Here is a 21,077-nt window from a genome sequence, read left to right on the forward strand (position 1 = left end):
GCTCAGGCGCCTGTCACCACAGGCGCCGTGAGCCTGCCGTCCCGCATAGTGGCCACCACGTCTGTCAGCGGCACGAACTCGGTGTCATGGGTAACCATCACGGTGGCCACCCCGAACTCGGTGGTCACCTGGCGCAGCAGCCCGATGATCGAGGCGCTGCGTTCGTGGTCCAGCGCTGCGGTTGGCTCGTCCACCAGCAGCACCTTGGGATTGCCCATCAGTGCCCGGGCGATGTTCACCCGCTGGCGCTGGCCGCCGGAGAGCTGGTGCGGCAGCTTCCGGGCGCTGGCGCCGAGGCCGACGACGTCCAGCAGCCCGGCTGCCTTCGCCCGGGCTGCCGCCTTGGCCGGCCTGCCCCGCAGGTGGTCGCTGATGATGAGTTGCTCGGCGGCCGTGAGTGAGGGGAGCAGGTTGGGCTGCTGGAAGATGATGCCCACCTTGTCCCGCCGCAGGGCGGTGAGTTCCTTGTCCTTGAGGCCGGCCGTATCCGTGCCGTCAATCAGGACCTGCCCGCGGGTGGGACGGACCAGGGTGGCGGCGGCGGCCAGGAGACTGGATTTCCCGGAGCCGGACGGGCCCACCAGTGAGACCAGCTGGCCGGCCCGGGCGGTCAGGCTGACCCGGTCCAGGGCGGTGGTGGTTCCGGCGCCGTCGGGGTATTCGAGGGTGACGTTGACCAGGCTCAGGGGAGCGGGGGAGGAAGGATCGAACATCGGGGTTCCTTTCAGGAAGGGGGAGAGGTTTAGTTGCCGCCGAGAGCCAGGAGCGCATCAACCTTGGTGACGCGGCGGACGGCCACTGCAGCGCCGGCCAGGCCCAGGGCGACAATTCCGACGACGGGCAGCACCGTGGTGCCTGCGGTCAGCAGGAACGGGGCAGCCCGGGCCGCCAGCGCGCCGGCGGCAACGCCCACTGCTCCGCCGGCGGCGGCCCCGGCCACCAGGACGATCGCGGCCTGGGTCATGGCATCGCGGAGGATGTAGGAGCCGGGGGCACCCATCGCCTTCAGCACGGCGATGTCGCGGGTCCGCTGGATGGTCCAGACCGTCAGGAAGGCCACAATCACCAGCCATGAGATCCCATACAGGAAGGCCTGCATCAGGGTGAGGGACCCGTTTTCGCTCTTGAAGGGGCCCAGCGCCTGGAACGATCCGGTCCGGGACTCGCTGACCGTGTGCGCCGCGGCATCGGCGGCGGCCCTGTCCACCTTCGCCCCGCCGGCAAAGGTAACCGCCACGACGGTGGCCAGCTGGCCGCCGTCGGACACGTTCGCCACCTTGGCCCAGGCGGGCAGCGCCGTCCACACCACGCTGGTGTGTGCATACCACTGGTCCGGCACCACCGCGGCGACGCCCAGCTCCACGCCGCCCACAGATACCTTGTCCCCTTGGCCCACGGACAGCGCCTCCGCCGTCGATGAGCCCAGCACCGCTGTCCCGGCGGATACCTCAAACGGTGCCAGCGGGCTGCCCGGAGAGACGCCGAAAACGGCCACGTTTGCGGTGCCGGCGCCGCCGGGCACCTGCGCACGGGTCTGGGTGATGCCCAGCGGTTCGGCGGACTGGACACCGGGCGCGTCCTTCCAGCGCGCCACCTGATCGGCTGCCACGGAGCTTTCCGTGTAGGACGCCTTGGGCGTCCCGGAACCGGGAGCGCCAAAGGCGATGCTGTCCACCGGCCGGGCGCCGGAGGCGCCGAGCTTGTCGATTGCGGACGTCGACTGCTCTGCAAGCCCCGCCGTCAGGCCGGACAGCATGACCAGCAGGAGGGTGATCAGGGCTACGACGCCGCCCATCATGGCGAACCGGCCTTTGGCGAAGCGGATATCGCGGATTGCCAGGAACACGTTGTTTCTTCTCTCAGCAGGGGTGGATTCTCTTGGTCCTTCCACTCTCCCGTCGGGAGCATGCGGTGGCATCGCGGGGACGGTTGATCCGCGGGAATGGAAAGGTTGAGCCCGCAGTCAACCTTTTGGTTGATCCCGTACCGTCCGGCCCGGCATAAGCTGATGAAATGCCTACGCCCCTGCCGCCGTCCCCGGAGAAAACCGGTGGTACCCCGGCCAAGGGGCCACTGGACGCCCTGGAAAACGCGTCATCGGCAGCAATCCTCCGGGTCCTGCGCGTCACCCTGCACACCGGGTTCGCGCTGCTGCTGGCCGTGGCCCTGGTCCGGATGTTCGTGGCCGGCGGTCCGCTGCGCTGGCTGTGGGCGGCCGCCGCCGTCGTCCTCGCGGCCATCTACCTGGCGGGAACCGTCCTGGAAAAGCGGCACGCCGAAGCCCGGATCGGCTTCAACCCCCGCCGCTACGGCCTGCTGTGGCTGGGCCTGGTCACGGCCCTCTGGGCGGTCCTCCTTGCCGGAAGCGCCGACTTCGCCTGGCTTGCCTTCCCCATCTTCTTCCTGCACCTGCACCTGCTGCCGCGGCGCGCGGCGCTGCTGACCATCACCCTGATGACCGTTGCGGTGATCGCCTCCCAGTGGGCTGCCAGTGGTGCGCCGGTCCCGCACGCGGCGGCCGTCGTCGGGCCGGTGCTGGGCGCCGTCTTCTCCGTGATCACCGGCCTGGCCTATGCGGCCCTTTACCGGGAAGCCGAGAACCAGCGGCGTGCGGCGGACGAGCTGAGGCGCACGCGCGAGGAACTGTCCCGGTCCCAGCACCAGTCCGGGGTGCTGGCGGAACGGGAGCGGCTGGCCCGGGAAATCCACGACACCCTGGCGCAGGGGCTCTCCAGCATCGTGCTCCTGGGGCGGGCCGCCGAACAGTCGCTGGCCGACCGGGACGCACCCACGGCGGCCGACCGGCTGGCGCTGGTGCAACAGACCGCGGCGGACAACCTTGCCGAGGCACGCAGCTTTGTGCGCGGGCTGTCCTCGCCACACCTTGAGGGGACCACGCTGGTGGAGGCCCTGCACCGGCTGTGCGGGACCACGGAGACCGGCGCCGCGGCCGCAGGGCTTGCGCTGCGGTGCCGGCTGGAGGTGGACGGTGAGCCGCAGGATCTGCCGCAGCCCGTGCGCGTGGCCCTGCTGCGGGCGGCGCAGGCGAGCCTCGCCAACGTCCGCGAGCACGCCCGGGCCGCGAACGCCGTCGTCACCCTTGCCTTCCTGGGCACCGAGGTGACCATGGACATTTACGACGACGGGACAGGCTTTGAGCCGTCCGGTGCCGCCGGTGCCGCGGACACTGCCGACGGCAGCGGGTTCGGGCTGCGCTCGCTGCGGGAGCGTGTCACCGCTTTGAACGGCTCGCTGGCCGTGGAGTCGGCGCCGGGGGAGGGGACGGTGGTGGCCATCCGGCTGCCGCTGGACGGTGCTGCCTCTCTGGATGGTGCTGCCTCTATGGATGGTGGAAGTGATGGGTGAGGTCCGCGTCCTGCTGGTGGATGACCACCCCGTGGTGCGTGCGGGGCTGCGGGCCATGCTCACCGGGTTCGAAGGCATTTCCATTGCCGCCGAAGCCGCCGACGGCAGGGCTGCGTTGCACGAACTGGCGCGGCTGACGGCCCTGGGTGAGGTGCCGGATGTTGTCCTCATGGACCTCCAGATGGGGGAGGGGATGGATGGTGTCACGGCCACCGCCGAGATCCGGAAGCTTCACCCGGCCCCGCCGGTGCTCATCCTCACCACGTACGACACCGATGCGGACATCCTGGCCGCCGTCGAGGCGGGCGCCAGCGGGTACATGCTGAAGGACGCGCCACCGGAACAGCTGCGGCAGGCGGTCCTGCAGGCCGCGGCGGGCGGAACGGCCCTGGCGCCGCGGGCGGCGGCGCTGCTGATGGGCCGGATCAGCAACCCGGGCACCTCCTTGACCCCGCGGGAAGTCCAGTTGCTGGAACTGCTGGCCACCGGCCTGTCCAACCGGGCCATCGCCAGGCAGGTCTTCATCTCGGAGGCCACGGTCAAGACGCATCTGGTGCACATCTACGGCAAGCTCGGCGTGGACAACCGCACGGCCGCCATCGCCGCAGCCACCCAGCGGCGGATCATCCGGCCGCCGGGCGCCAGGGGCTGAGCTGCAGTACGTTTATTCCACTGCGTTTAGAGGGGCCGTTGTTTCCGGTGCCGCTAATCCCAGGTCACACTGTTCAAAGGAGAACGAATGTCCCGTCCGGTTCCAGCCGTTGATGCCCTTCTTGCCACCTACGGTGCGGCCGATGCCTGCGCGGCGGAGCTCCTGTGCGACAGCCACGATCCCGGCGCCGTTGCCTTCACGGTTGTTGCAGCCGACCTTTCCGCGGAGGACATCACGTACGGCCAGCTGCGGGAGCGCTCGGAACGGGGAGCCGCCGCCCTGGCAGAGCTGGGGATCGGGCCCGGAGACGCCGTGGCCACCCTGATGGGAAAATCGGCAGACCTTGTGGTCATGCTCCTGGCCATTTGGCGGCGCGGAGCTGTCCACGTGCCGCTGTTCACGGCCTTTGCGTGGCCGGCCATCGAACTTCGCCTCATCGCGTCCGGCGCGAAGGCCGTCATCACCGATGCCGACCAGCGGGCGAAGGTCAAGGAAACCGGAGCCGCCGTCGTGGTTGCCGGTGCAGAAGCAGCCCATCCGGACCTGGCGCTCACGCCGCTCCTGGCCAGGCAGCAACCGGGGATCGCGGCCGAAGCCGTGGGCGGTGACGGTGCCCTGGTGCTGATTTTCACGTCCGGAACCACGGGCGCCCCCAAAGGTGTACCGGTGCCGGTCCGGGCGCTGGCCGCGTTCCGCCAGTACGTCGAACTTGGCCTGGACGTCAGTGCAGAGGATGTGTTCTGGAATGCGGCGGACCCCGGCTGGGCCTACGGCCTGTACTACGGGATTCTGGGGCCCATGGCGGCGGGACGGCGGAACCTGCTGCTGCGCCCTGGTTTCTCCCCGGAACTCAGCTTCAAAGTGTTGGAGGCGTTCTCCGTCACCAACTTCGCGGCTGCTCCCACGGTGTACCGCACCATGCGCGCGAAAACCGGCGGCGGAGCGGGCCCTTTCCACCTTCGCCGCGCCTCGTCAGCCGGCGAACCGCTGACCCCGGAGGTGATCAGCTGGGCCCGGGAGGCGCTGGGCGTTCCGGTGCGGGACCACTACGGACAGACCGAACACGGGATGATGATCATCAACGCCTGGCATGACGACGTGAGGACGGAGCTTCGGCCGGGTTCCATGGGCCGGCCCCTGCCGGGGTGGAGCTGCGCCGTCCTCAAGGACAACGCCGACGAGCCGGCTGCACCGGGTGAACTGGGCCGCGTTGCCGTCAACGTTGCCGGGAGTCCCATGATGTGGTTCAAGGGGTACCAGGACGCGCCGGAGAAGACCGCCGAAAGGTTCAGCCAGGACGGGCGCTGGTACCTGACGGGTGACGCGGGCATGGTGGACGCGGACGGCTACTATTTCTTCTCCTCCCGGGACGATGACGTGATCATCATGGCCGGATACCGGATTGGCCCTTTCGAAGTGGAGAGTGTCCTGTCCACCCATCCGGCGGTAGCGGAAAGTGCCGTGGTGGGCGCTCCCGATGAACTGCGCGGAGAAGTCCTGGAAGCCTACGTTGTCCTGGCAGACGGGATCACCGGCAGTGATGCCCTGGTTGCCGAACTCCAGGCCATGGTCAAGACGCAGTTCGCCGCACATGCCTATCCCCGCCGCATCCACTTCGTGGCGGACCTGCCAAAGACTCCGTCGGGAAAGCTGCAGCGCTACATCCTGAGGCAGCAGCGGGCCGCGGAAGCAAGGGGCTAGCAATCAAAAGATGCGGGACGTTGCTGGACCTGCAAAAGGTGCCCGTTCGCCGGCGCCTTTTTCCGTAGTGGCTGTTAGCGTGGAGGCCCAGCCACAGAAGGAGGAGCGATGTCCATCAATTCACCTGATTCACTGCCCGAGGATGAGCCGCAGGAGGGCGCGGCGGCCAGCAAGGGCAATGCCGACGGCGGGATCCCCGGGGGGAAGGACGGCGTCGGGATTTCCGATGGTGCCGAACCCAACACCTTTGAACCCGAAGAGGATCCGGACGCCACGGCGGGGCCGGCTGACTGAGGTTCGTTGAGGGGCCGCTGGATACTGCTCAAGGTTGGCTCAAGATTGGCTGAAGGTGCTGGTTTTGGGCATTCTGGAGGGCTGCCGACCGGTAATTTCTTTATTGCTTCAGTCAGTTCCCCGGCAGGAAGCACCGGAAGCCCCTGCGCTGGAGCGAGACTCGCGCGGGGGCTTCCCCCCAAGTTCAGGCTGCTTCAGCTATTTGCAGGGGCCACGGGCGCGAAGTGCTCAACGACGGGAAACGGCTCATAGAACTGGTGCAACAGCGACCGCCACTGCTGGTACTCCGCGGACCCGCGAAAACCGATTGTATGGTCCTCCAGCTTCTCCCATTCGACCAGCAGCAGGTAGGTGCTGGGAGATTCAATCGAGCGGGACAGCGACAGTGAAACGAAGCCCGGCTTCGAAGCAATGATGGGACGGGCCTGGCGGAATGCCGTCTCAAATTCCTCCTCGCGGCCCGGGATGACGGGAAGCAGCGCATGTTCAGTGATCACCGGGCAAGTCTGGCAGACCCGTGGCCGGGAATGGTACACCTAGGCGTTCTCTATCCAGTAGCGGCGCTTGCCGTTGCGCGTGTCCTCGTACTGGCCACCGTTCTTTTCGATGGTTGCCCGTGATCCGGCGTTGTCCTCGTCGCAGGTCAGGAGAACCCGATCAATCCCCACCGTACGCGCCACGGGAAGCGCATCGGCAAGTGCCTTCGCTGCGTGCCCGCGCCGCCTGGCAGAGGGCCTGACGCTGTAGCCGATGTGCCCGCCTTCGTTGAGGAGATAGTCGTTCAGCTCGTGCCTGATGGCCAACGAACCGAGGAAAGTCCCGCCGTCGGCAATCCACAGGTAGGTGCAGGGGACATATCCGGGCATCCGCACTGTTTCCGGCAGGGCGTCTTTGATGAGGACGTCCACGAAGCGGCCGAACACCTGGGCATCCTTGAGATCGTCCACTGACCAGCCGTCCGCACCCGCACCATCCTGGCGGGCGCCGGCAAACTCCGCAGCTGCTTCAAGCCAGGACATGTGGAAGCTGACGTTTGGGGCAATGAGCTGGGCCATTACAAAATCCTATGTTGCGCGGCATGCGTGCCGGCGTGCAGGGGCGAGCGGGTTCCCGGGAAACAGCCGCTGGCCTGTACTATCGCCCCCGGGCCCATTCTGTGGTCTGAAAGGGGACAATTCATGGCGCGCACTCTCATGGCAACAACAGCTGTTGGCAATCCGACCGGGCGGGACGAAATACTGCAGGAGTACGGTTTGGCATCCCCAACCGGCGACGGCCCACTGCTTACCGCTGCCGAGCAGTCAAAGGAACCCCTTCAGAACCTCGTCGAGCTCGCCGCTAAACTCTGTGCGGTCCCATATGGGGTGATTAACGTTGTCACGTCCGACGAGCAACGCCAGGTGGCCGCCGTCGGTTTTGAAGGCGCCGTCTGTTCCCGGCAGGACTCCATGTGCGCCAAAGTCTTCCTCACCGGAGAACCGACTGTTGTTCCCGACGCTTCCCTGGACCCACGCTTTGCATCGAATCCGTTCGTAACAGGGGAAATCGCCGCCGTACGGTTCTATGCCTCGGTACCCTTGGAGACGGCGTCAGGATTCGTGCTCGGGTCCTTGTGCGTATTTTCCGATTCGCCGGCGGTGGCTGATGCGGACCAGCTGCACATGCTGGAATTCCTGGCCCGCCAGGCGGTGCAACTGCTCGAACTCCAGCGCCGGACCCTGCAGCTGAACGGCGCCCTCCACGAAGTGCGGGAAAGCAATGCCAAGCTGGCGGAGTTCGCGGGCCGCGTCAGCCACGACTTGCGCGGGCCCCTTACCACCATCCTGGGCTATGTGGAGATGGGCGAGGACGACCCCGAGGTGGACAGCAGCCACCCGGCCGCGGAGTACTTCCAACTTATCGGCGCCAGCGGCCAGAGGATGCTTGCCATGCTTCAGGACGTCCTGAGTTACTCAAGCGTCGGCGGGGCCATCCAGCGGCAGCATGTATCCCTCCGCGCCGTGGCGGCCGAGGTGGCACATGACCTGGGCGTATCCTTCGGACCTGGCTCGGTCTTGGACAGCGAGGATCTAAAGCTACAGGTGGACCCCGGCCAGCTGCGCATCCTGCTGCAGAACCTGGTGGCCAACGCCTTGAACTACCCGAGCCCGGACCGGGACCTCAAAGTGCGGATCAGCGGCATCTCGAATTATCACGGGGCTGCGGTTTTGGTGGCCGACAACGGCAAGGGGATCGCCCCCGAGGATCGGCAGCGCGTGCTGGAACCCCTGGTCCGGCTGCACAGGGAGGGCGACGGCCAGGGTTCAGGCCTTGGCCTGGCCACCTGCCGGCGGATTGCGGAAGCGCATGGGGGAGAGCTGAGCCTGAAAGAGACGCCGGGCGGCGGCACCACCGCTGTGGTCAGCCTCCCTGCCGAACCCTAACAAACGCTCAAAGCGGATCAGGGCCGGCTGCAGTTGCAGCCGGCCCTGATCCGCCGGTTTATTTCACCTTGTTCAATTCAGGTCGAAGCGGTCCAGCTCCATGACCTTGGCCCAGGCCGCCACAAAGTCGTTGACGAACTTCTCCCCGGCGTCCTCGCTGGCGTAAACCTCGGCGAGGGCGCGCAGCTGCGAGTTGGAACCGAAGACCAGGTCCACCGCGGTGGCGGTCCACTTCAGCTCACCAGTGGCCACATCCGTGATCTCGTAGGCGTTTTCCTCCGATTCGGACGCCTTCCACTTGGTGCCCGGTGAGAGCAGGTTGACGAAGAAGTCGTTCGTCAGCACCTGCGGCCTGTCAGTCAGCACGCCATGGCCGGAACCGCCCAGGTTGGTGCCAAGGGCGCGCATGCCGCCCACCAGTGCCGTCATTTCCGGAGCCGAGAGGTCCAGCATGTATGCCTTGTCCAGCAGGAGCGTCTCCGGCTGGAGCTTGACCCCGGCGCGCAGGTAGTTGCGGAACCCGTCTGCCCGCGGCTGCAGGTACTGGAAGGATTCGACGTCGGTCTGCTCCTGGGCGGCGTCGGTGCGGCCGGGACGGAACGGCACGGTAACGGGGAACCCGGCGTCGGCTGCGGCCTTTTCGACGGCGGCGGCACCGCCGAGGACGATCAGGTCTGCGAGGGAAACCTTCTTGCCGCCGGCCTGCGCGGAGTTGAACTCCTCCTGCACCCGCTCGAGCACCGAAAGAACGCTTGCCAACTGCTCCGGTTCGCTGGCCTCCCAGCTGCGCTGCGGCTCCAGCCGGATGCGGGCACCGTTGGCGCCGCCGCGCTTGTCGGTCTTACGGAATGTAGCGGCCGAAGTCCAGGCGGTGCCTGCGAGTTGCGGGATGGTCAGGCCGGAGTCCAGCAGCTTGGCCTTCAGCGAAGCGATGTCCTGCTCGTCGATCAGTTCATGGTCGACGTCGGGAACGGGATCCTGCCACAGCTGGGCTTCCGGAACCCATGGGCCCAGCATGTGGGGGCCAACGGGTCCCATGTCGCGGTGCAGCAGCTTGTACCAGGCCTTGGCGAACGCCAGCGCGAACTCGTCCGGGTTCGCCAGGAAACGCCGCCCGATTTCCTCGTAGACGGGGTCGAAGCGCAGCGACAGGTCCGTGGTGAGCATCGTGGGCCGGTGCTTCTTGTGGGGATCGTGGGCGTCCGGGATGATCTCCGGGGCGTCCTTGGCTACCCACTGGTGCGCGCCGCCAGGGCTTTTGACCAGTTCCCACTCGTACTCGAACAGGATTTCCAGGAAGCGGTTGCTCCACTGCGTGGGCTTGTCCGTCCAAGTGACTTCCAGGCCCGAGGTGATGGTGTCGCCACCCTTGCCGCTGCCGTAGGTGCTGAGCCAGCCCAGGCCTTGTGATTCCAGGTCGGCAGCCTCCGGTTCGGGGCCCACGTGGGCGTCGGCGGGGCCGGCGCCGTGGGTCTTGCCGAACGTGTGGCCCCCGGCGATCAGCGCGAACGTCTCTTCATCGTTCATCGCCATCCGCTTGAACGTCTCGCGGATGAACGCGGCCGCGGCCACCGGGTCCGGGTTGCCCCTGGGACCTTCGGGGTTGACGTAGATCAGTCCCATCTCGGTGGCCCCAACGTCCTCGGCCATCGTGCTGTCGCCGGTGTACCGCTCATCGCCCAGCCAGGCGTCCTCGGGCCCCCAGAAGATCTGCTCGGGCTCCCACACGTCCTCGCGGCCAAAGGCGAAGCCGAACGTCGTGAAACCCATGGATTCGAGGGCAACGTTGCCGGCCAGGACCAACAAGTCCGCCCAGGATACTTTCTGGCCGTACTTCTGCTTCACCGGCCACAGCAGCCGCCGGGCCTTATCCAGGTTGGCGTTGTCCGGCCAGCTGTTCAGCGGCGCGAACCGCTGGCCGCCGTCGCCTGCTCCACCGCGGCCGTCATGGACGCGGTAGGTGCCGGCCGCGTGCCAGCTCATGCGGATCATCAGGCCGCCGTAGTGGCCAAAGTCCGCCGGCCACCAGTCCTGCGAGGTGGTCAGGACCTGGGTGATGTCCCGTTTGAGGTCCTCGACATCGAGCTTCTGGAATTCCTCGCGGTAGCTGAACGACGGGCCGAGCGGATTGCTCGCCTGACCGTGCGCATGAAGCACGGAAAGGTCCAGCTGGTTGGGCCACCAGTCCTGGTTGGTCCGCGGCCGGTGCCCCTGGGGCTGCGGGGAATCGATCGCCGGGTTTTCACTTTCGCTGCCCTGGGCGGTGGCGCTTCCATGGGCCACCGGGCACCCGCCTTCAGCGTTCTGGTCCGGGCCTTGTGCGCTGCCGGGAGTGGGTACCGGGGGATGGTCTGGGCGTTCGGTCATGAGCTTCTTCCTTCCGTGGGGCCGAGGCCGCGGTTGGACTCGGGCAGCCGGTGCAACCCTCCCATTGGAACATAAACGCTGGGGCGGAGGAGCCCCCTGTTTTACTGAGGCTGCATTCTCTCCAGAGGGAGCCGTAACAGTTGGTCAACCGGTTGGGAGACTTCCCCTGGCCCGTTCCATAATCAAAATGCGGGTCTTCTCCCTGATGGTCCAGCGCAAGCCCGCACTTCGGAGCACTGCCACGCAACCCACGGTCCATGACCGGCAAGGGCCGCGTCCGGATCCGAGTCCACACCATGTTGTCCCACCATTTGCGTGGCGACTTTCAATATTTCAGGAAACAACTTCATGGACAGTTCAAGCCTTGTAGCCCTCTTCCTTGCGAGGAGCGACGATACTGCCACCAGCGCGTTGCCACGTGCGCCCAGAAGGGTCCGGGTAAGGAAGCCCGGCCTGTCGGGGTGGTCCGTCCTGCGGGGCCGGCTGGCGAGTGCGCTGCACCGGCTTGCCTGGGCGATCGAGCCCGACACAACGGGCGCCTTCTAGTCCCTTGTATTCCGGAGCACCTTGACCATCGGATCAGGAACAGCAGCGGGCAACGGCCGGACGGCTCTGGTCTTGGCGTGCCACTGACGCGTACGCCGCCCGGGAATGCCGGACACTCCCGTTCACGCCATGAACATGGGCCTTACCCTTGCTGCGCAGGCCACCCTTTGCCGGGAGAGCGGGGAGCCGTTCGGGTTCACATCACGGTTAGTGCGCTGCACCCAGTTCGATGAGCAGGACGCCGCCCATGATAAGCCCGAGCCCGAGCATCATCACGGGGGTGATTGTCTCCTTGAAGAAGACACGGCTGGCCAGGGCGGTCAATGCGACGCCGGCAGCGGCCCAGATGCCGTAGGCAACGCCCAGGCTCATGCCTTGGCCCAGGGTCAGCGTGAGGCACGTGAACGCCAGGACGTATCCGACGCCGACCGGTACGTACCAGCGCCGCTTGCCAGTGGAAGCAACCCGCAGGAAGAGGGTGGCGGTGACCTCCGTCAGGATTGCCGCGGCCAGCAGCAGCCACATCATGAGCGGACCATTTCGTTGGCGGGTTCGTTTGCCGGCTCCTTGTGTGAGCCGAGTTCAACGCACAGCACCCCGCCAATGACCATTGCGACGCCCACCAGCATTACCGGGGTCAGTGCCTCGCCAAAGATGAGGGCGGCCAGCAGCACGGTGAGCGTCACGCCCAGCGCAGCCCAGATTCCGTAGGCAACGCCCAGGCCCAGGCCTTTGCGGAGGACTCCAGCGAGCAATGCGAAGGAGGCGGAATAGCCGAGAGCCACCACGATGAACAGGGCAGGATTATCAAGGGCCGCCTTCAGGGAGAGGGACGCCGTCACCTCACTCAGGATCGCGCCGGCGAGAAAAATCCACTTCATCTAAATAGTCCTTGACATTCGTTTGGGCTGGTTCCAGTGGGTGCAACGCCGCGGTTGCTACTGGTGTTCCCGGGCCTCCCGCTCGTATTGGACAGGCGGGAAGCCGGGGACGCTGGCTATGTTTGCGGGACGAGTTCCAGGCCGGCCACGGCGGAGCTGCCGAGGTCACTGCCGGTGAGTGGCTGCTGCGCACTCAGGGCGTTGGCCCAGGTGTCGGTATCGGCTACCGCTGCCCAGTTCGAGTTCAGCAGCGCGAGCAGCGCGGTGTGCACTGTTTTTGCGTCGACGGAACCTGCGTCATTGGCGAGGTTGATGGCACCCGTGGCATCGGAGAGGACTTCGGTGCTGAAGCCGAGGAACTCTGCCTCCACGGCGGAGGCGAGTACGCAGTTGTTGGTCATGTAGCCCACCAAGGTGACCGTGTCGACGTCGTTCTTCCGCAGCCATTCGGCGAGGTCCGTACCGGCGTATACCGAGCCGTACTGCTTGACCAGCGACTTCCATTCGCCGGTTTTGCGGCGTTCGATCTCAGGGTGCAGTTCGAAGGCAGGTGTGCCCGGAGCGAACACCGGCGCGCCTTCACCGGCGGAGTGCTGGATCACGGCGATGGGAATGCCGGCGGCGGTGGCGGCGTCGACTGCCTTCGCAATGGTGGGCAGGGACTCCTGGTGCGGCGGGTACTGGATTTCAAGGGGCCCGCTGAAGTACTGCTGCTGCACATCGATGAGGATAAGGGCGCGGCGGGGTGTGCTCATGGTCTGGGTTCTCCCTGATGGTTACTTGTCTACGAAATTCGCGACTTTTCCAGTCTTACCGCTGCGGCCGCGCGTCAACAGTGGCACGAAGGCAAAGGTACGATGGAATCGGGCCAAGCTGGGCAAGGAGCAGGATGAGGATCGCGGTGTACGCCTTCGACGGGGCAACGATGTTCCATCTCGCTGTTCCGCAGATGGTTTTCGATGAGGTGGCGCGACAGGGCCTTGCCGAATGGAAGACGGTTCTCTTCTCAGACCAGGAAGGCGAAATCACCACCGCTGAGGGTTACCGGCTGGGGGAGGTCAAGGGGCCGTCGGCCGCAACGGAAGCGGACATTGTGGTGGTCCCCTCATGGTTCGACGACGCGCGCATGCTGGGCGACCCGCTGCGGCAGGTGCTCCAGGGAGCACACGGGCGCGGAGTGCCCATCCTGGGCCTGTGCCTCGGTGCCATCCCCGTAGCCGACGCCGGCCTGCTCGCCGGACGTCCGGCCGTCACGCACTGGCAGGCGTTCGACTCCCTTGCTGTGCGGCACCCGGATGTTCCGCTGGACCAGTCTGTCCTCTACATCGACCACGGCGACGTGCTGACCTCCGCCGGAACCGCCTCCGCGTTGGATGCCTGCCTGCATGTCGTACGGGCGCGCCTCGGGGCGGAGGCAGCCAACCAGGTGGCCCGCAGCCTGGTCATCGCTCCGCATCGGGAAGGAGGACAGGCGCAGTACATTGAGCGTCCCGTGCTGGCACGCTCAAACGATGACCCGATTTCGCGCCTGCTTGAATGGGCATTGGGCCGCCTGGGCGAGCCGCTGACCATCGACCGGCTGGCGGCCCAGGCGCACCTGAGCCGCCGGACTTTTGTCCGCGCCTTCCGGGCAGCAACCGGGACCACGCCGGCGGCCTGGATCCGAGGCCGCCGCCTGGACGCAGCCCGGCGGCTGCTCGAAACCACTGACCTGTCGATCGAACAGATCTCTGCCGACTGCGGATTCGGCAACGCCGTCACCCTGCGCCAGAACTTCACAGCCGCCTTTTCCACCACCCCGACGGACTACAGGCGGAGGTTTGACGCGCGGCGCGGCTAGCCGCAACAGCACCCGATGTACGCCCTTGGAGAACTGGCCGAGTTTCCCGTAGAAGGCCGGGTTAAGTCCCAGTTTCCGGACGTACACTGACCTTCGCACCACGTTTGTGGACACACCGTCAGGTTGGAGCCGCCCATGCTCTGGAAGCTACTCGTTGAATACCTCAGGCCGCACCGGCCGCTGCTGGCCGCCGTCGTCGTTTTCCAGCTGGCGCAGTCCATCGCATCCTTGTACCTGCCCACGCTGAACGCGGACATCATCGACCAGGGCGTGGCCCGGGGTGATACCGGCTACATCATGTCCACGGGCAGCGTCATGCTGCTGATCACGCTGGCGCAGATCGCGTGCGCCGTGGTGGCGGTGTACTTCGGTGCGAAGGCGGCGATGGGCCTGGGCCGGGACCTGCGCGGCGCCATCTTTGAACGCGTGGGCGAGTTCTCCGAGCAGGAGGTCACCAAATTCGGCGCCCCCAGCCTCATCACCCGCTCCACCAACGATGTCCAGCAGGTCCAGCAACTGGTGCTGATGTCCGCCACGCTGATGGTGGCCGCGCCCATGCTCAGCATCGGCGGGGTGATCATGGCCATCCGGCAGGACGCCCAGCTGTCCTGGCTGATTGCCGTGTGTGTCCCGGTGCTGCTGATCGCCGTCGGGCTCATTGTCACCCGCATGGTGCCGCTGTTCCGCAAGATGCAGACCCGGATCGACACCGTGAACCGGGTTCTGCGCGAGCAGCTGACCGGCATCCGGGTGGTACGGGCATTCGTGCGCGAGGACATGGAGACGGAGCGGTTCGCCGGCGCCAACAGGGACGTCACGGATGTGGCCCTGCGCGCCGGCCGGCTGATGGCTCTCATGTTCCCCGTGGTCATGCTGGTCCTGAACATTTCCAGCGTGGCGGTGATCTGGTTCGGTTCGTTCCGGATCGAGGACGGGTCCATGCAGGTGGGCACCCTGATCGCGTTCCTGAGCTACCTGATGCAGATCCTGATGTCCGTCATGATGGCCACGTTCATGGCGGTCATGATCCCGCGCGCTTCCGTGTCCGCGGACCGGATCGGCGAGGTGCTGGGCACCAGTTCCAGCGTCCTGCCGCCGGAGAACCCGGTCACCAGCGCGGCATTTGCCGGCAAGCCGCGCCGCGGCGAACTGGAAATGCGCGACGTCGGATTCGCCTACCCGGGTGCCGACCAGCCCGTCCTGTCCGGGATCAGCTTCACCGCCCGCGCGGGTGAGGTGACGGCGATCATCGGCAGCACCGGCTCGGGCAAGACCACCCTGGTGAACCTGATGCCGCGGCTCTTCGACGTTACTTCCGGGGCTGTGCTAATGGACGGCGTGAACGTCAGGGACCTGGATCCGGACCTGCTCTGGGGGCATATTGGCCTGGTGCCGCAGCGGCCGTACCTGTTCTCCGGCACCGTGCGCAGCAACCTGCTGTACGGCAACCCGGACGCCACGGAGGATGAGCTGTGGACTGCGCTGGAGATCGCGCAGGCCAGGGACTTCGTGGAGCGGATGGAGGAGGGACTGGACGCGGCCATCTCGCAAGGCGGCACCAACGTCTCAGGCGGGCAGCGGCAGCGGCTGGCCATCGCCCGGGCCCTGGTAAAGCGGCCCGAGCTCTACATTTTTGATGATTCGTTCTCGTCCCTGGACACCGGCACGGACGCCCGGCTGCGGCAGGCGCTCAAGCGCAGCACGGCCGGGGCCACCATGGTGATCATCGCCCAGCGCGTGTCCAGCATTGTGGAGGCGGACCGGATTTTGGTGCTCGACGACGGCAGGATCGTTGCGCAGGGCACGCACCACGAGTTGCTGGAGACGTCGGAGACGTACCGAGAGATTGTCTCGTCCCAGCTGGCAGCGGAGGAAACGGTATGAGCACGCACCGCGCAGGAACCCGCCCCGCCGGAACCGGCCCGGGCGGAGGCGCGGCCGCTGGAACCGCTGGCGGCGGCAAAGGCGGCCAGGCCGACGTCGTACGCATCCCGCGCCCGGCCGGCGGACCGGGCAGGGGCGGACCATTCGCCGGGATGAATGTGCCGGCGGAGAAGGCGATGAACTTCAGCGGCTCGGCGAAGCGGCTGCTGGCCACCCTGCGGCCGGAACGGCTGTGGCTGGTGCTGGTGCTGTTCATGGCCGTGGCGGGCGTGGCGCTGCAGGTGATCGGGCCGCGGCTGCTGGGGGAGGGCACCAACCTGATTTTCTCCGGCGTGGTGTCCAAACAGCTGCCGCCGGGCGTGACGCAGGCGCAGCTGATTGCGCAGCTGCGGGCGGCGGGGGAGAACCAGAAGGCGGATATGCTCAGCGCCATGACGCTGACGCCCGGCGCGGGGATCGACTTCGCGGCGCTGGGCAGCGTGCTGACGTGGGCGCTGGTGCTGTATGTGCTGGCGTCGGCCTTCATGTGGGGGCAGGCGTATGTGCTCAACGGCGTGGTGCAGCGGACGGTGTTCGGGCTGCGTGAGCAGATCGAGGCCAAGATCAACCGGCTGCCGCTGCGGTATTTCGACTCGATCCAGCGCGGTGAGCTGCTGAGCCGGGTCACCAACGATGTGGACAACATTTCGCAGAGCCTGCAGCAGTCCATCAGCCAGGCGGTGACCTCTGTCCTGTCCGTGGTGGGCGTGCTGGTGATGATGTTCATCCTTTCGCCCACGCTGGCGCTGATCGCGCTGGTGACCATTCCGCTGACGCTGGGCATCACCGCGTTGATTGCCAAGCGCTCGCAGAAACTGTTCGTGCAGCAGTGGAAGAACACGGGCGAGCTGAACGGGCAGATCGAGGAGACCTACACCGGGCATGCGCTGGTGAAGGTATTCGGCCGGCAGCGTGAGGTGGGGGAGCGGTTCCGGCAGAAGAACGCCGAGCTGTATGAGGCGAGTTTTGGGGCGCAGTTCATTTCCGGGCTGATCATGCCGGCCATGACGTTCATCGGGAACCTGGTGTACGTGGGGATCGCCGTGGTGGGCGGCCTGCAGGTGGCGTCCGGGGCGATGCAGCTGGGTGATGTGCAGGCGTTCATCCAGTACTCGCGGCAGTTCACCCAGCCGCTGGCGCAGCTGGGGTCCATGGCCAACCTGTTGCAGTCCGGCGTGGCTTCTGCCGAGCGGGTGTTCGAGCTGCTGGATACGGAGGAGCAGTCCGCGGATCCTGTGGGGGCTGCTTTGCAGAGTCCTGATGGTGCCGGTCGCGGGCGGCTGGTGTTTGAGGATGTGTCCTTCTCGTACTCGCCGGACAAGCCGTTGATTAGTGGGCTGTCCTTGGTGGCGGAGCCGGGGCAGACGGTGGCGATTGTGGGGCCGACCGGTGCGGGCAAGACGACGCTGGTGAACCTGATGATGCGGTTCTACGAGCTGGATGCCGGCCGGATCACGCTGGACGGCGTGGACATCACCACCATGACCCGGAACGATCTACGCTCGCGGATGGGGATGGTGCTGCAGGATACGTGGCTGTTCGGCGGGACCATCCGGGACAACATTGCGTATGGCCGGCCTACTGCTTCTTCCGACGAGATACTGGAGGCTGCTACGGCCACGTACGTGGACCGGTTCGTGCACTCGCTGCCCGAGGGATATGACACGGTGCTGGATGACGAGGGTGCCAACGTGTCCGCGGGCGAGAAGCAGCTGCTGACGATTGCCCGGGCATTCCTGGCTCAGCCTTCGGTTTTGATCCTTGATGAGGCGACGTCCTCGGTGGATACCCGGACCGAGGTACTGGTGCAGAAGGCCATGAGTGCGTTGCGGTCTGACCGGACGTCGTTCGTGATCGCGCACCGCCTGTCCACCATCCGCGACGCCGACCTCATCCTGGTGATGGAGGCCGGGCAGATCGTGGAGCAGGGGAACCACGCCTCACTGTTGGCTGCTGGCGGGGCTTACGCGCGGCTGTATGAAGCCCAGTTCGCGGCTCCGGTGGCGGAGGTTTAAGGACTGCGGGATCCAGCAATCCGTCCGCTGTTGCGGCTGACCGGGTCGTCTGCTGCAGCCAAACGCGCAAGGTCCACCCGGTTGGCAGCGCCGGTCTTTCGCAACAGGTTTGAGACATGGGAGCTGACCGTCTTCTCGCTGATCATCAGGGCCCGGGCAATTTCGCCGTAGGTTCGGCCAGCCATGACGTAGTTCAGGACGTCCAGCTCCCGTGGTGTTAGCCCTGGGAGCCGCGCTGCAAAGGGCAGGGGTGTGTTGTTGACCGGCGTCAACGGGATCCTTGCCTGGGCGGCCAGGAGCTCAAGGACTGCCTGAACCGGCGCTGCTTCGAGCTGGGCCGCCAGCACGAGTCCACGGTGAAGGTATTCAGCTGCACGCGGGGCGCGGTGGTGCCCATGCAGCAGCAGGGCCTCCACCGCCCTCCTGCAGGCGTAGGCCTCCTCCCAGGGCAGGAGCGCGTCCCTGAGTGCGTCGGCAGTTCTTCCCCACTGCACTGCACTGCCCGCCTCATCCCTCGCCCGCCCGAGCTCGGCAATGTATAGGGCGTTGAAAGCCGCCACTTGGCGTTTGTACAGTTCCGAGTGCCCCATCCGCTCGTGAAGTACTTCCGGGAACCTGTCCTGGAGCTGGGTGGCTGCCTCCAGGAGTTCGGATGCGGGAAGGCCGTGGTCCCTGGCCTGCCGGATCTGATCCGCCAGGGCGCGTGCGGCGATGGGCAGCAGCCATTCGCACATAGTGGGAGGCGGGCCGGGGCTGGTTGCACCGGCCAGGGCCGCGGAGAATGCACGCCCGGGACGTCCCGCTGCCACATGAACCTCGGCGCGGACGGCGTCAAACGTGAGGTTGAGGAAGACTGAGTTTTCTTTGTACAGCTCCTCTGCGCGCGCAAGGTAAATCCCAGCCTCATCGTGGCGCCCCTGCAGATGGGCCAGCCGGGCCGCCGTCAGCCTGGCATCCACATCTCCCATTGGGCCGGGATCGAGTCCCATGGCTATCCTTAGCGCTGCCCGGCATTTCCGCCACGAGCCAATAGCCAAGTAACTGGCCGCCTCGGTTGCCGCAATTTTTGCCGTGTACGCATGCGGGGCTCCCTGCTGCATCAGCTCCTGCCTGGCGCGCGCCAGAAGGTCTGCGTACTCCTCGCTGGTCCAAGGGTCCTGCGCATTTCCCGTCCAGTACGTTGCATGGACGAAGGCCCAGAAATCGCGTGCCCGGAGTGCCTCGCGCGCGCCTTCGGCTGCCAGGCTCCGGGCTGCCGCAAACCGATCTGCCCCGAGCTCAGCAATCGCGGCCGCAGTCAGTGCATAGGCCAATGCGCGGTGATCGCCCGCCTCTCGGGCCATGGCGAGCGATTTGACTGCAGCAGTATCCGCGCCCGGCTCGCCGTGCCACATACTCGCGTGGGCGAATTCGGCCAGTGCCATCGCATGTTGCCAGCTTCCCGGCACTTCAGCGGACAGGCAGACTGCCTCCCGGATGTCCGCCATTGGAAGAAAGGCCTGCCCGGTGGAGAACTGAAGGTGCATGCGGCGCACGATAAGTTCGGAGGCTTCCAGCGGCTCCCTCACCGGGTCCACATGTGCCAGTAATTCTTCCGTTGCTTCAAGTTCGAGTGCCAGTGCGCCCGCTTCCCGGGCTGCGGACCGGAGCTTGGCCCAGAGATCCCGTGGCCACTCCGAAGCGTCCGGAAGGACTGCCTGCAGCCGGATCGCCCGCCGCAGCAGCCGGATCGCATCATTGAGCCCGCCTTGCGCCGCTGCCATGTCCGCCGCAACGATCGACCACCGGCGGGCCTCCGCAGGCCGATCTGCCGCGGCGTAATGATCCGCGAGCGCCACGGCATCGCCGGCGGGCGGCGCAGGCCCAGTGCCCAGCCTCTGTTGGTGGACGGCAGCGAACGCCGCATGCCATCGCTTCCGCTCGCCTTCATCCAGTCCCTGTTCCAGTGCTTCGGCGATGATGGGATGATGGAACCAAAACTTACCGTCTTTAGTAACGTCAAGGAGGCCTTCCTCCACCGCTGACTGCAGGAGCGGCAGGACACCGGCAGGTCCTACGGCGGACCCGGCGACGGTGACCAGTTCCGTACTGCTGGCTGGCCGTCCGCCGAGCGCCATGACCTGGGTCAACTCACGAGCTCCGGACGACAACCCCCGCCAAGCGCGCAGGACCGCGGATTTCAGGTCCGGTGGAAAACCGGCAGGAAGGCGCCGTGACTCTGCGGTGAGCCCTGCGACGAGGAGACGGTTGAGGTAGGGATTCCCCGCCGAACGGTCGAAAACATCAGTAACGAGCGACTGGTGTGGAGGTGCGTCCAGAAGTCGTCCAAGCTGGGCTTCGGTATCGGGCCGGTCCAAGGGTTCGAGCGGACGTATATCCACCCGCGGCATCCTCCGGACGTCGGTCATCCAGCGATGGAAGGTACCGCCGGCCCGGCCTTCGTCAGTCCGCACGGTGCCTATGACGCCAAGGGGCCTGTCGCTGGGTCCCGCCACCAGGTACATCAGGACATCGAGGGTGCTTTGGTCAGCCCAGTGGAGGTCATCGATTGTCAGGATCACTGGCGACAACCGGCAGAGCGCGGTCAGCCACTCGTCGATCAGGACAAGTACATCGGGGCGGGAATCACCTGAGAGTGCTGGCGCCGGGGGCACTGGTCTGGTGGTACCGGCTTCCGCCGCGCGGAATGCAGAGCGCAGTGCAAGGAACGGCACGTCCATGGACGACAAGGGCAAGGCCCCGCCACTCAGGACGAGGGCGTTCGGTGGAACTAATTCGATAGCTCGTGTGACGAGCGCCGTCTTGCCGATGCCGGCGTCCCCGGTGACCAGGTACGTCCTCGCTGTCCCGGCGCAAACGTTGTTGATGATGCCGACCAGTTCGGTAAGGTCCGCTTCCCGTCCTACCAGTTCAGCACCACCGGCGCTCCACGCATTCGCCACGAATCCAGCTTGCCACCGGCGAACCCCGGGGTACAGGTCTGAGGGTACCCGGACTGTTTTTAAGGGTGTCCGCCGGATGTGGCTGAGGCCCTGCCGGACTGAGAGTGGACGTGTCCAACAAACTGCT

The 21,077-nt window shown here is 66.3% G+C and carries 18 protein-coding genes; 9 read left to right on the plus strand and 9 right to left on the minus strand.

The window, feature by feature from the left end; all coding sequences use genetic code 11:
- Positions 1–2: 2 nt before the first annotated feature.
- Both AB4Y79_RS14190 and AB4Y79_RS14195 read right to left on the minus strand, forming a co-directional pair.
- The gene (locus AB4Y79_RS14190) at positions 3–713 is read right to left on the minus strand and encodes an ABC transporter ATP-binding protein (RefSeq protein ID WP_441862953.1); all 711 of its coding nucleotides are present in this window, start codon (positions 711–713) and stop codon (positions 3–5) included.
- Between the two features lie 29 nt (positions 714–742).
- Complete coding sequence (locus AB4Y79_RS14195; RefSeq protein WP_441862956.1) at positions 743–1,846, minus strand: FtsX-like permease family protein; 1,104 nt, start codon at positions 1,844–1,846, stop codon at positions 743–745.
- Between the two features lie 167 nt (positions 1,847–2,013).
- On the opposite strand from AB4Y79_RS14195, the gene AB4Y79_RS14200 reads away from it, so the two are divergent.
- From AB4Y79_RS14200 to AB4Y79_RS14215, 4 genes are all read left to right on the plus strand, one after another.
- Entirely contained in the window at positions 2,014–3,366 is a 1,353-nt protein-coding gene (locus AB4Y79_RS14200; RefSeq protein ID WP_441862958.1) for a sensor histidine kinase, read from the plus strand.
- Positions 3,359–4,018, plus strand: a complete 660-nt coding sequence (locus tag AB4Y79_RS14205; protein ID WP_441863237.1) for a response regulator — start codon at positions 3,359–3,361, stop codon at positions 4,016–4,018. Before AB4Y79_RS14200 ends, AB4Y79_RS14205 begins: the two co-directional genes overlap by 8 nt.
- Before the next feature lie 87 nt (positions 4,019–4,105).
- The gene (locus tag AB4Y79_RS14210; protein WP_441862960.1) at positions 4,106–5,719 is read left to right on the plus strand and encodes an AMP-binding protein; all 1,614 of its coding nucleotides are present in this window, start codon (positions 4,106–4,108) and stop codon (positions 5,717–5,719) included.
- Between the two features lie 108 nt (positions 5,720–5,827).
- Positions 5,828–6,013: a hypothetical protein gene (locus AB4Y79_RS14215; protein WP_441862963.1), complete on the plus strand. Its 186-nt coding sequence runs from the start codon at positions 5,828–5,830 to the stop codon at positions 6,011–6,013.
- A 194-nt stretch (positions 6,014–6,207) separates the two neighbouring features.
- Here AB4Y79_RS14215 and AB4Y79_RS14220 read toward each other — a convergent pair whose 3' ends face one another.
- On the minus strand, positions 6,208–6,510 hold the full coding sequence (locus AB4Y79_RS14220; protein WP_441862965.1) for an antibiotic biosynthesis monooxygenase family protein: 303 nt from the start codon (positions 6,508–6,510) through the stop codon (positions 6,208–6,210).
- A 39-nt stretch (positions 6,511–6,549) separates the two neighbouring features.
- The gene (locus tag AB4Y79_RS14225; RefSeq protein WP_441862968.1) at positions 6,550–7,068 is read right to left on the minus strand and encodes a GNAT family N-acetyltransferase; all 519 of its coding nucleotides are present in this window, start codon (positions 7,066–7,068) and stop codon (positions 6,550–6,552) included.
- A 123-nt stretch (positions 7,069–7,191) separates the two neighbouring features.
- On the opposite strand from AB4Y79_RS14225, the gene AB4Y79_RS14230 reads away from it, so the two are divergent.
- Positions 7,192–8,436: a GAF domain-containing sensor histidine kinase gene (locus AB4Y79_RS14230; RefSeq protein WP_441862971.1), complete on the plus strand. Its 1,245-nt coding sequence runs from the start codon at positions 7,192–7,194 to the stop codon at positions 8,434–8,436.
- 72 nt (positions 8,437–8,508) lie between these two features.
- On the opposite strand, the gene katG is transcribed toward AB4Y79_RS14230, so the two are convergent.
- On the minus strand, positions 8,509–10,803 hold the full coding sequence (gene katG, locus AB4Y79_RS14235) for a catalase/peroxidase HPI (protein WP_441862974.1): 2,295 nt from the start codon (positions 10,801–10,803) through the stop codon (positions 8,509–8,511).
- A gap of 348 nt (positions 10,804–11,151) precedes the next feature.
- Here katG and AB4Y79_RS14240 point away from each other — a divergent pair, with 348 nt between their 5' ends.
- Positions 11,152–11,349 carry a hypothetical protein gene (locus tag AB4Y79_RS14240; protein WP_441862977.1) on the plus strand — a complete coding sequence of 66 codons (198 nt, stop codon included), beginning with the start codon at positions 11,152–11,154 and terminating at the stop codon, positions 11,347–11,349.
- Between the two features lie 207 nt (positions 11,350–11,556).
- Here AB4Y79_RS14240 and AB4Y79_RS14245 read toward each other — a convergent pair whose 3' ends face one another.
- The 3 genes from AB4Y79_RS14245 to AB4Y79_RS14255 form a co-directional block, all read right to left on the minus strand.
- A complete protein-coding gene (locus AB4Y79_RS14245) occupies positions 11,557–11,877 on the minus strand; it encodes a DMT family transporter (RefSeq protein WP_441862979.1) in 321 nt (106 codons plus the stop codon).
- A complete protein-coding gene (locus AB4Y79_RS14250; protein ID WP_441862981.1) occupies positions 11,874–12,230 on the minus strand; it encodes a DMT family transporter in 357 nt (118 codons plus the stop codon). The genes AB4Y79_RS14245 and AB4Y79_RS14250 overlap by 4 nt, the downstream gene beginning before the upstream one ends.
- 116 nt (positions 12,231–12,346) lie before the next feature.
- Complete coding sequence (locus AB4Y79_RS14255) at positions 12,347–12,985, minus strand: isochorismatase family protein (protein ID WP_441862984.1); 639 nt, start codon at positions 12,983–12,985, stop codon at positions 12,347–12,349.
- Between the two features lie 134 nt (positions 12,986–13,119).
- Between AB4Y79_RS14255 and AB4Y79_RS14260 the strand changes: the two genes are divergently transcribed.
- The 3 genes from AB4Y79_RS14260 to AB4Y79_RS14270 all read left to right on the plus strand — a co-directional run bounded on the left by AB4Y79_RS14260 (position 13,120) and on the right by AB4Y79_RS14270 (position 18,008).
- Complete coding sequence (locus AB4Y79_RS14260) at positions 13,120–14,070, plus strand: GlxA family transcriptional regulator (protein WP_441862986.1); 951 nt, start codon at positions 13,120–13,122, stop codon at positions 14,068–14,070.
- 135 nt (positions 14,071–14,205) lie between these two features.
- Positions 14,206–15,954, plus strand: a complete 1,749-nt coding sequence (locus AB4Y79_RS14265) for an ABC transporter ATP-binding protein (protein ID WP_441862989.1) — start codon at positions 14,206–14,208, stop codon at positions 15,952–15,954.
- Entirely contained in the window at positions 15,951–18,008 is a 2,058-nt protein-coding gene (locus AB4Y79_RS14270; RefSeq protein WP_441862992.1) for an ABC transporter ATP-binding protein, read from the plus strand. Before AB4Y79_RS14265 ends, AB4Y79_RS14270 begins: the two co-directional genes overlap by 4 nt.
- Here AB4Y79_RS14270 and AB4Y79_RS14275 read toward each other — a convergent pair.
- On the minus strand, positions 18,005–20,950 hold the full coding sequence (locus AB4Y79_RS14275; protein WP_441862995.1) for a helix-turn-helix transcriptional regulator: 2,946 nt from the start codon (positions 20,948–20,950) through the stop codon (positions 18,005–18,007). The genes AB4Y79_RS14270 and AB4Y79_RS14275 overlap by 4 nt on opposite strands.
- Positions 20,951–21,077 lie beyond the last annotated feature (127 nt).

Origin of the sequence: Pseudarthrobacter sp. YAF2, from assembly GCF_052113345.1 — a bacterium.
Classification (GTDB): Bacteria; Actinomycetota; Actinomycetes; order Actinomycetales; family Micrococcaceae; genus Arthrobacter.

Bases quoted from the DNA above. Each gene is read 5' to 3' on its own strand.
- AB4Y79_RS14190 (WP_441862953.1), bottom strand. From the start codon at position 713: ATGTTCGATCCTTCCTCCCCCGCTCCCCTGAGCCTGGTCAACGTCACC.
- AB4Y79_RS14200 (WP_441862958.1), top strand. From the start codon at position 2,014: ATGCCTACGCCCCTGCCGCCGTCCCCGGAGAAAACCGGTGGTACCCCG.
- AB4Y79_RS14205 (WP_441863237.1), top strand. From the start codon at position 3,359: ATGGGTGAGGTCCGCGTCCTGCTGGTGGATGACCACCCCGTGGTGCGT.
- AB4Y79_RS14210 (WP_441862960.1), top strand. From the start codon at position 4,106: ATGTCCCGTCCGGTTCCAGCCGTTGATGCCCTTCTTGCCACCTACGGT.
- AB4Y79_RS14215 (WP_441862963.1), top strand. From the start codon at position 5,828: ATGTCCATCAATTCACCTGATTCACTGCCCGAGGATGAGCCGCAGGAG.
- AB4Y79_RS14225 (WP_441862968.1), bottom strand. From the start codon at position 7,068: ATGGCCCAGCTCATTGCCCCAAACGTCAGCTTCCACATGTCCTGGCTT.
- AB4Y79_RS14230 (WP_441862971.1), top strand. From the start codon at position 7,192: ATGGCGCGCACTCTCATGGCAACAACAGCTGTTGGCAATCCGACCGGG.
- katG (WP_441862974.1), bottom strand. From the start codon at position 10,803: ATGACCGAACGCCCAGACCATCCCCCGGTACCCACTCCCGGCAGCGCA.
- AB4Y79_RS14240 (WP_441862977.1), top strand. From the start codon at position 11,152: ATGGACAGTTCAAGCCTTGTAGCCCTCTTCCTTGCGAGGAGCGACGAT.
- AB4Y79_RS14245 (WP_441862979.1), bottom strand. From the start codon at position 11,877: ATGATGTGGCTGCTGCTGGCCGCGGCAATCCTGACGGAGGTCACCGCC.
- AB4Y79_RS14250 (WP_441862981.1), bottom strand. From the start codon at position 12,230: ATGAAGTGGATTTTTCTCGCCGGCGCGATCCTGAGTGAGGTGACGGCG.
- AB4Y79_RS14255 (WP_441862984.1), bottom strand. From the start codon at position 12,985: ATGAGCACACCCCGCCGCGCCCTTATCCTCATCGATGTGCAGCAGCAG.
- AB4Y79_RS14260 (WP_441862986.1), top strand. From the start codon at position 13,120: ATGAGGATCGCGGTGTACGCCTTCGACGGGGCAACGATGTTCCATCTC.
- AB4Y79_RS14265 (WP_441862989.1), top strand. From the start codon at position 14,206: ATGCTCTGGAAGCTACTCGTTGAATACCTCAGGCCGCACCGGCCGCTG.
- AB4Y79_RS14270 (WP_441862992.1), top strand. From the start codon at position 15,951: ATGAGCACGCACCGCGCAGGAACCCGCCCCGCCGGAACCGGCCCGGGC.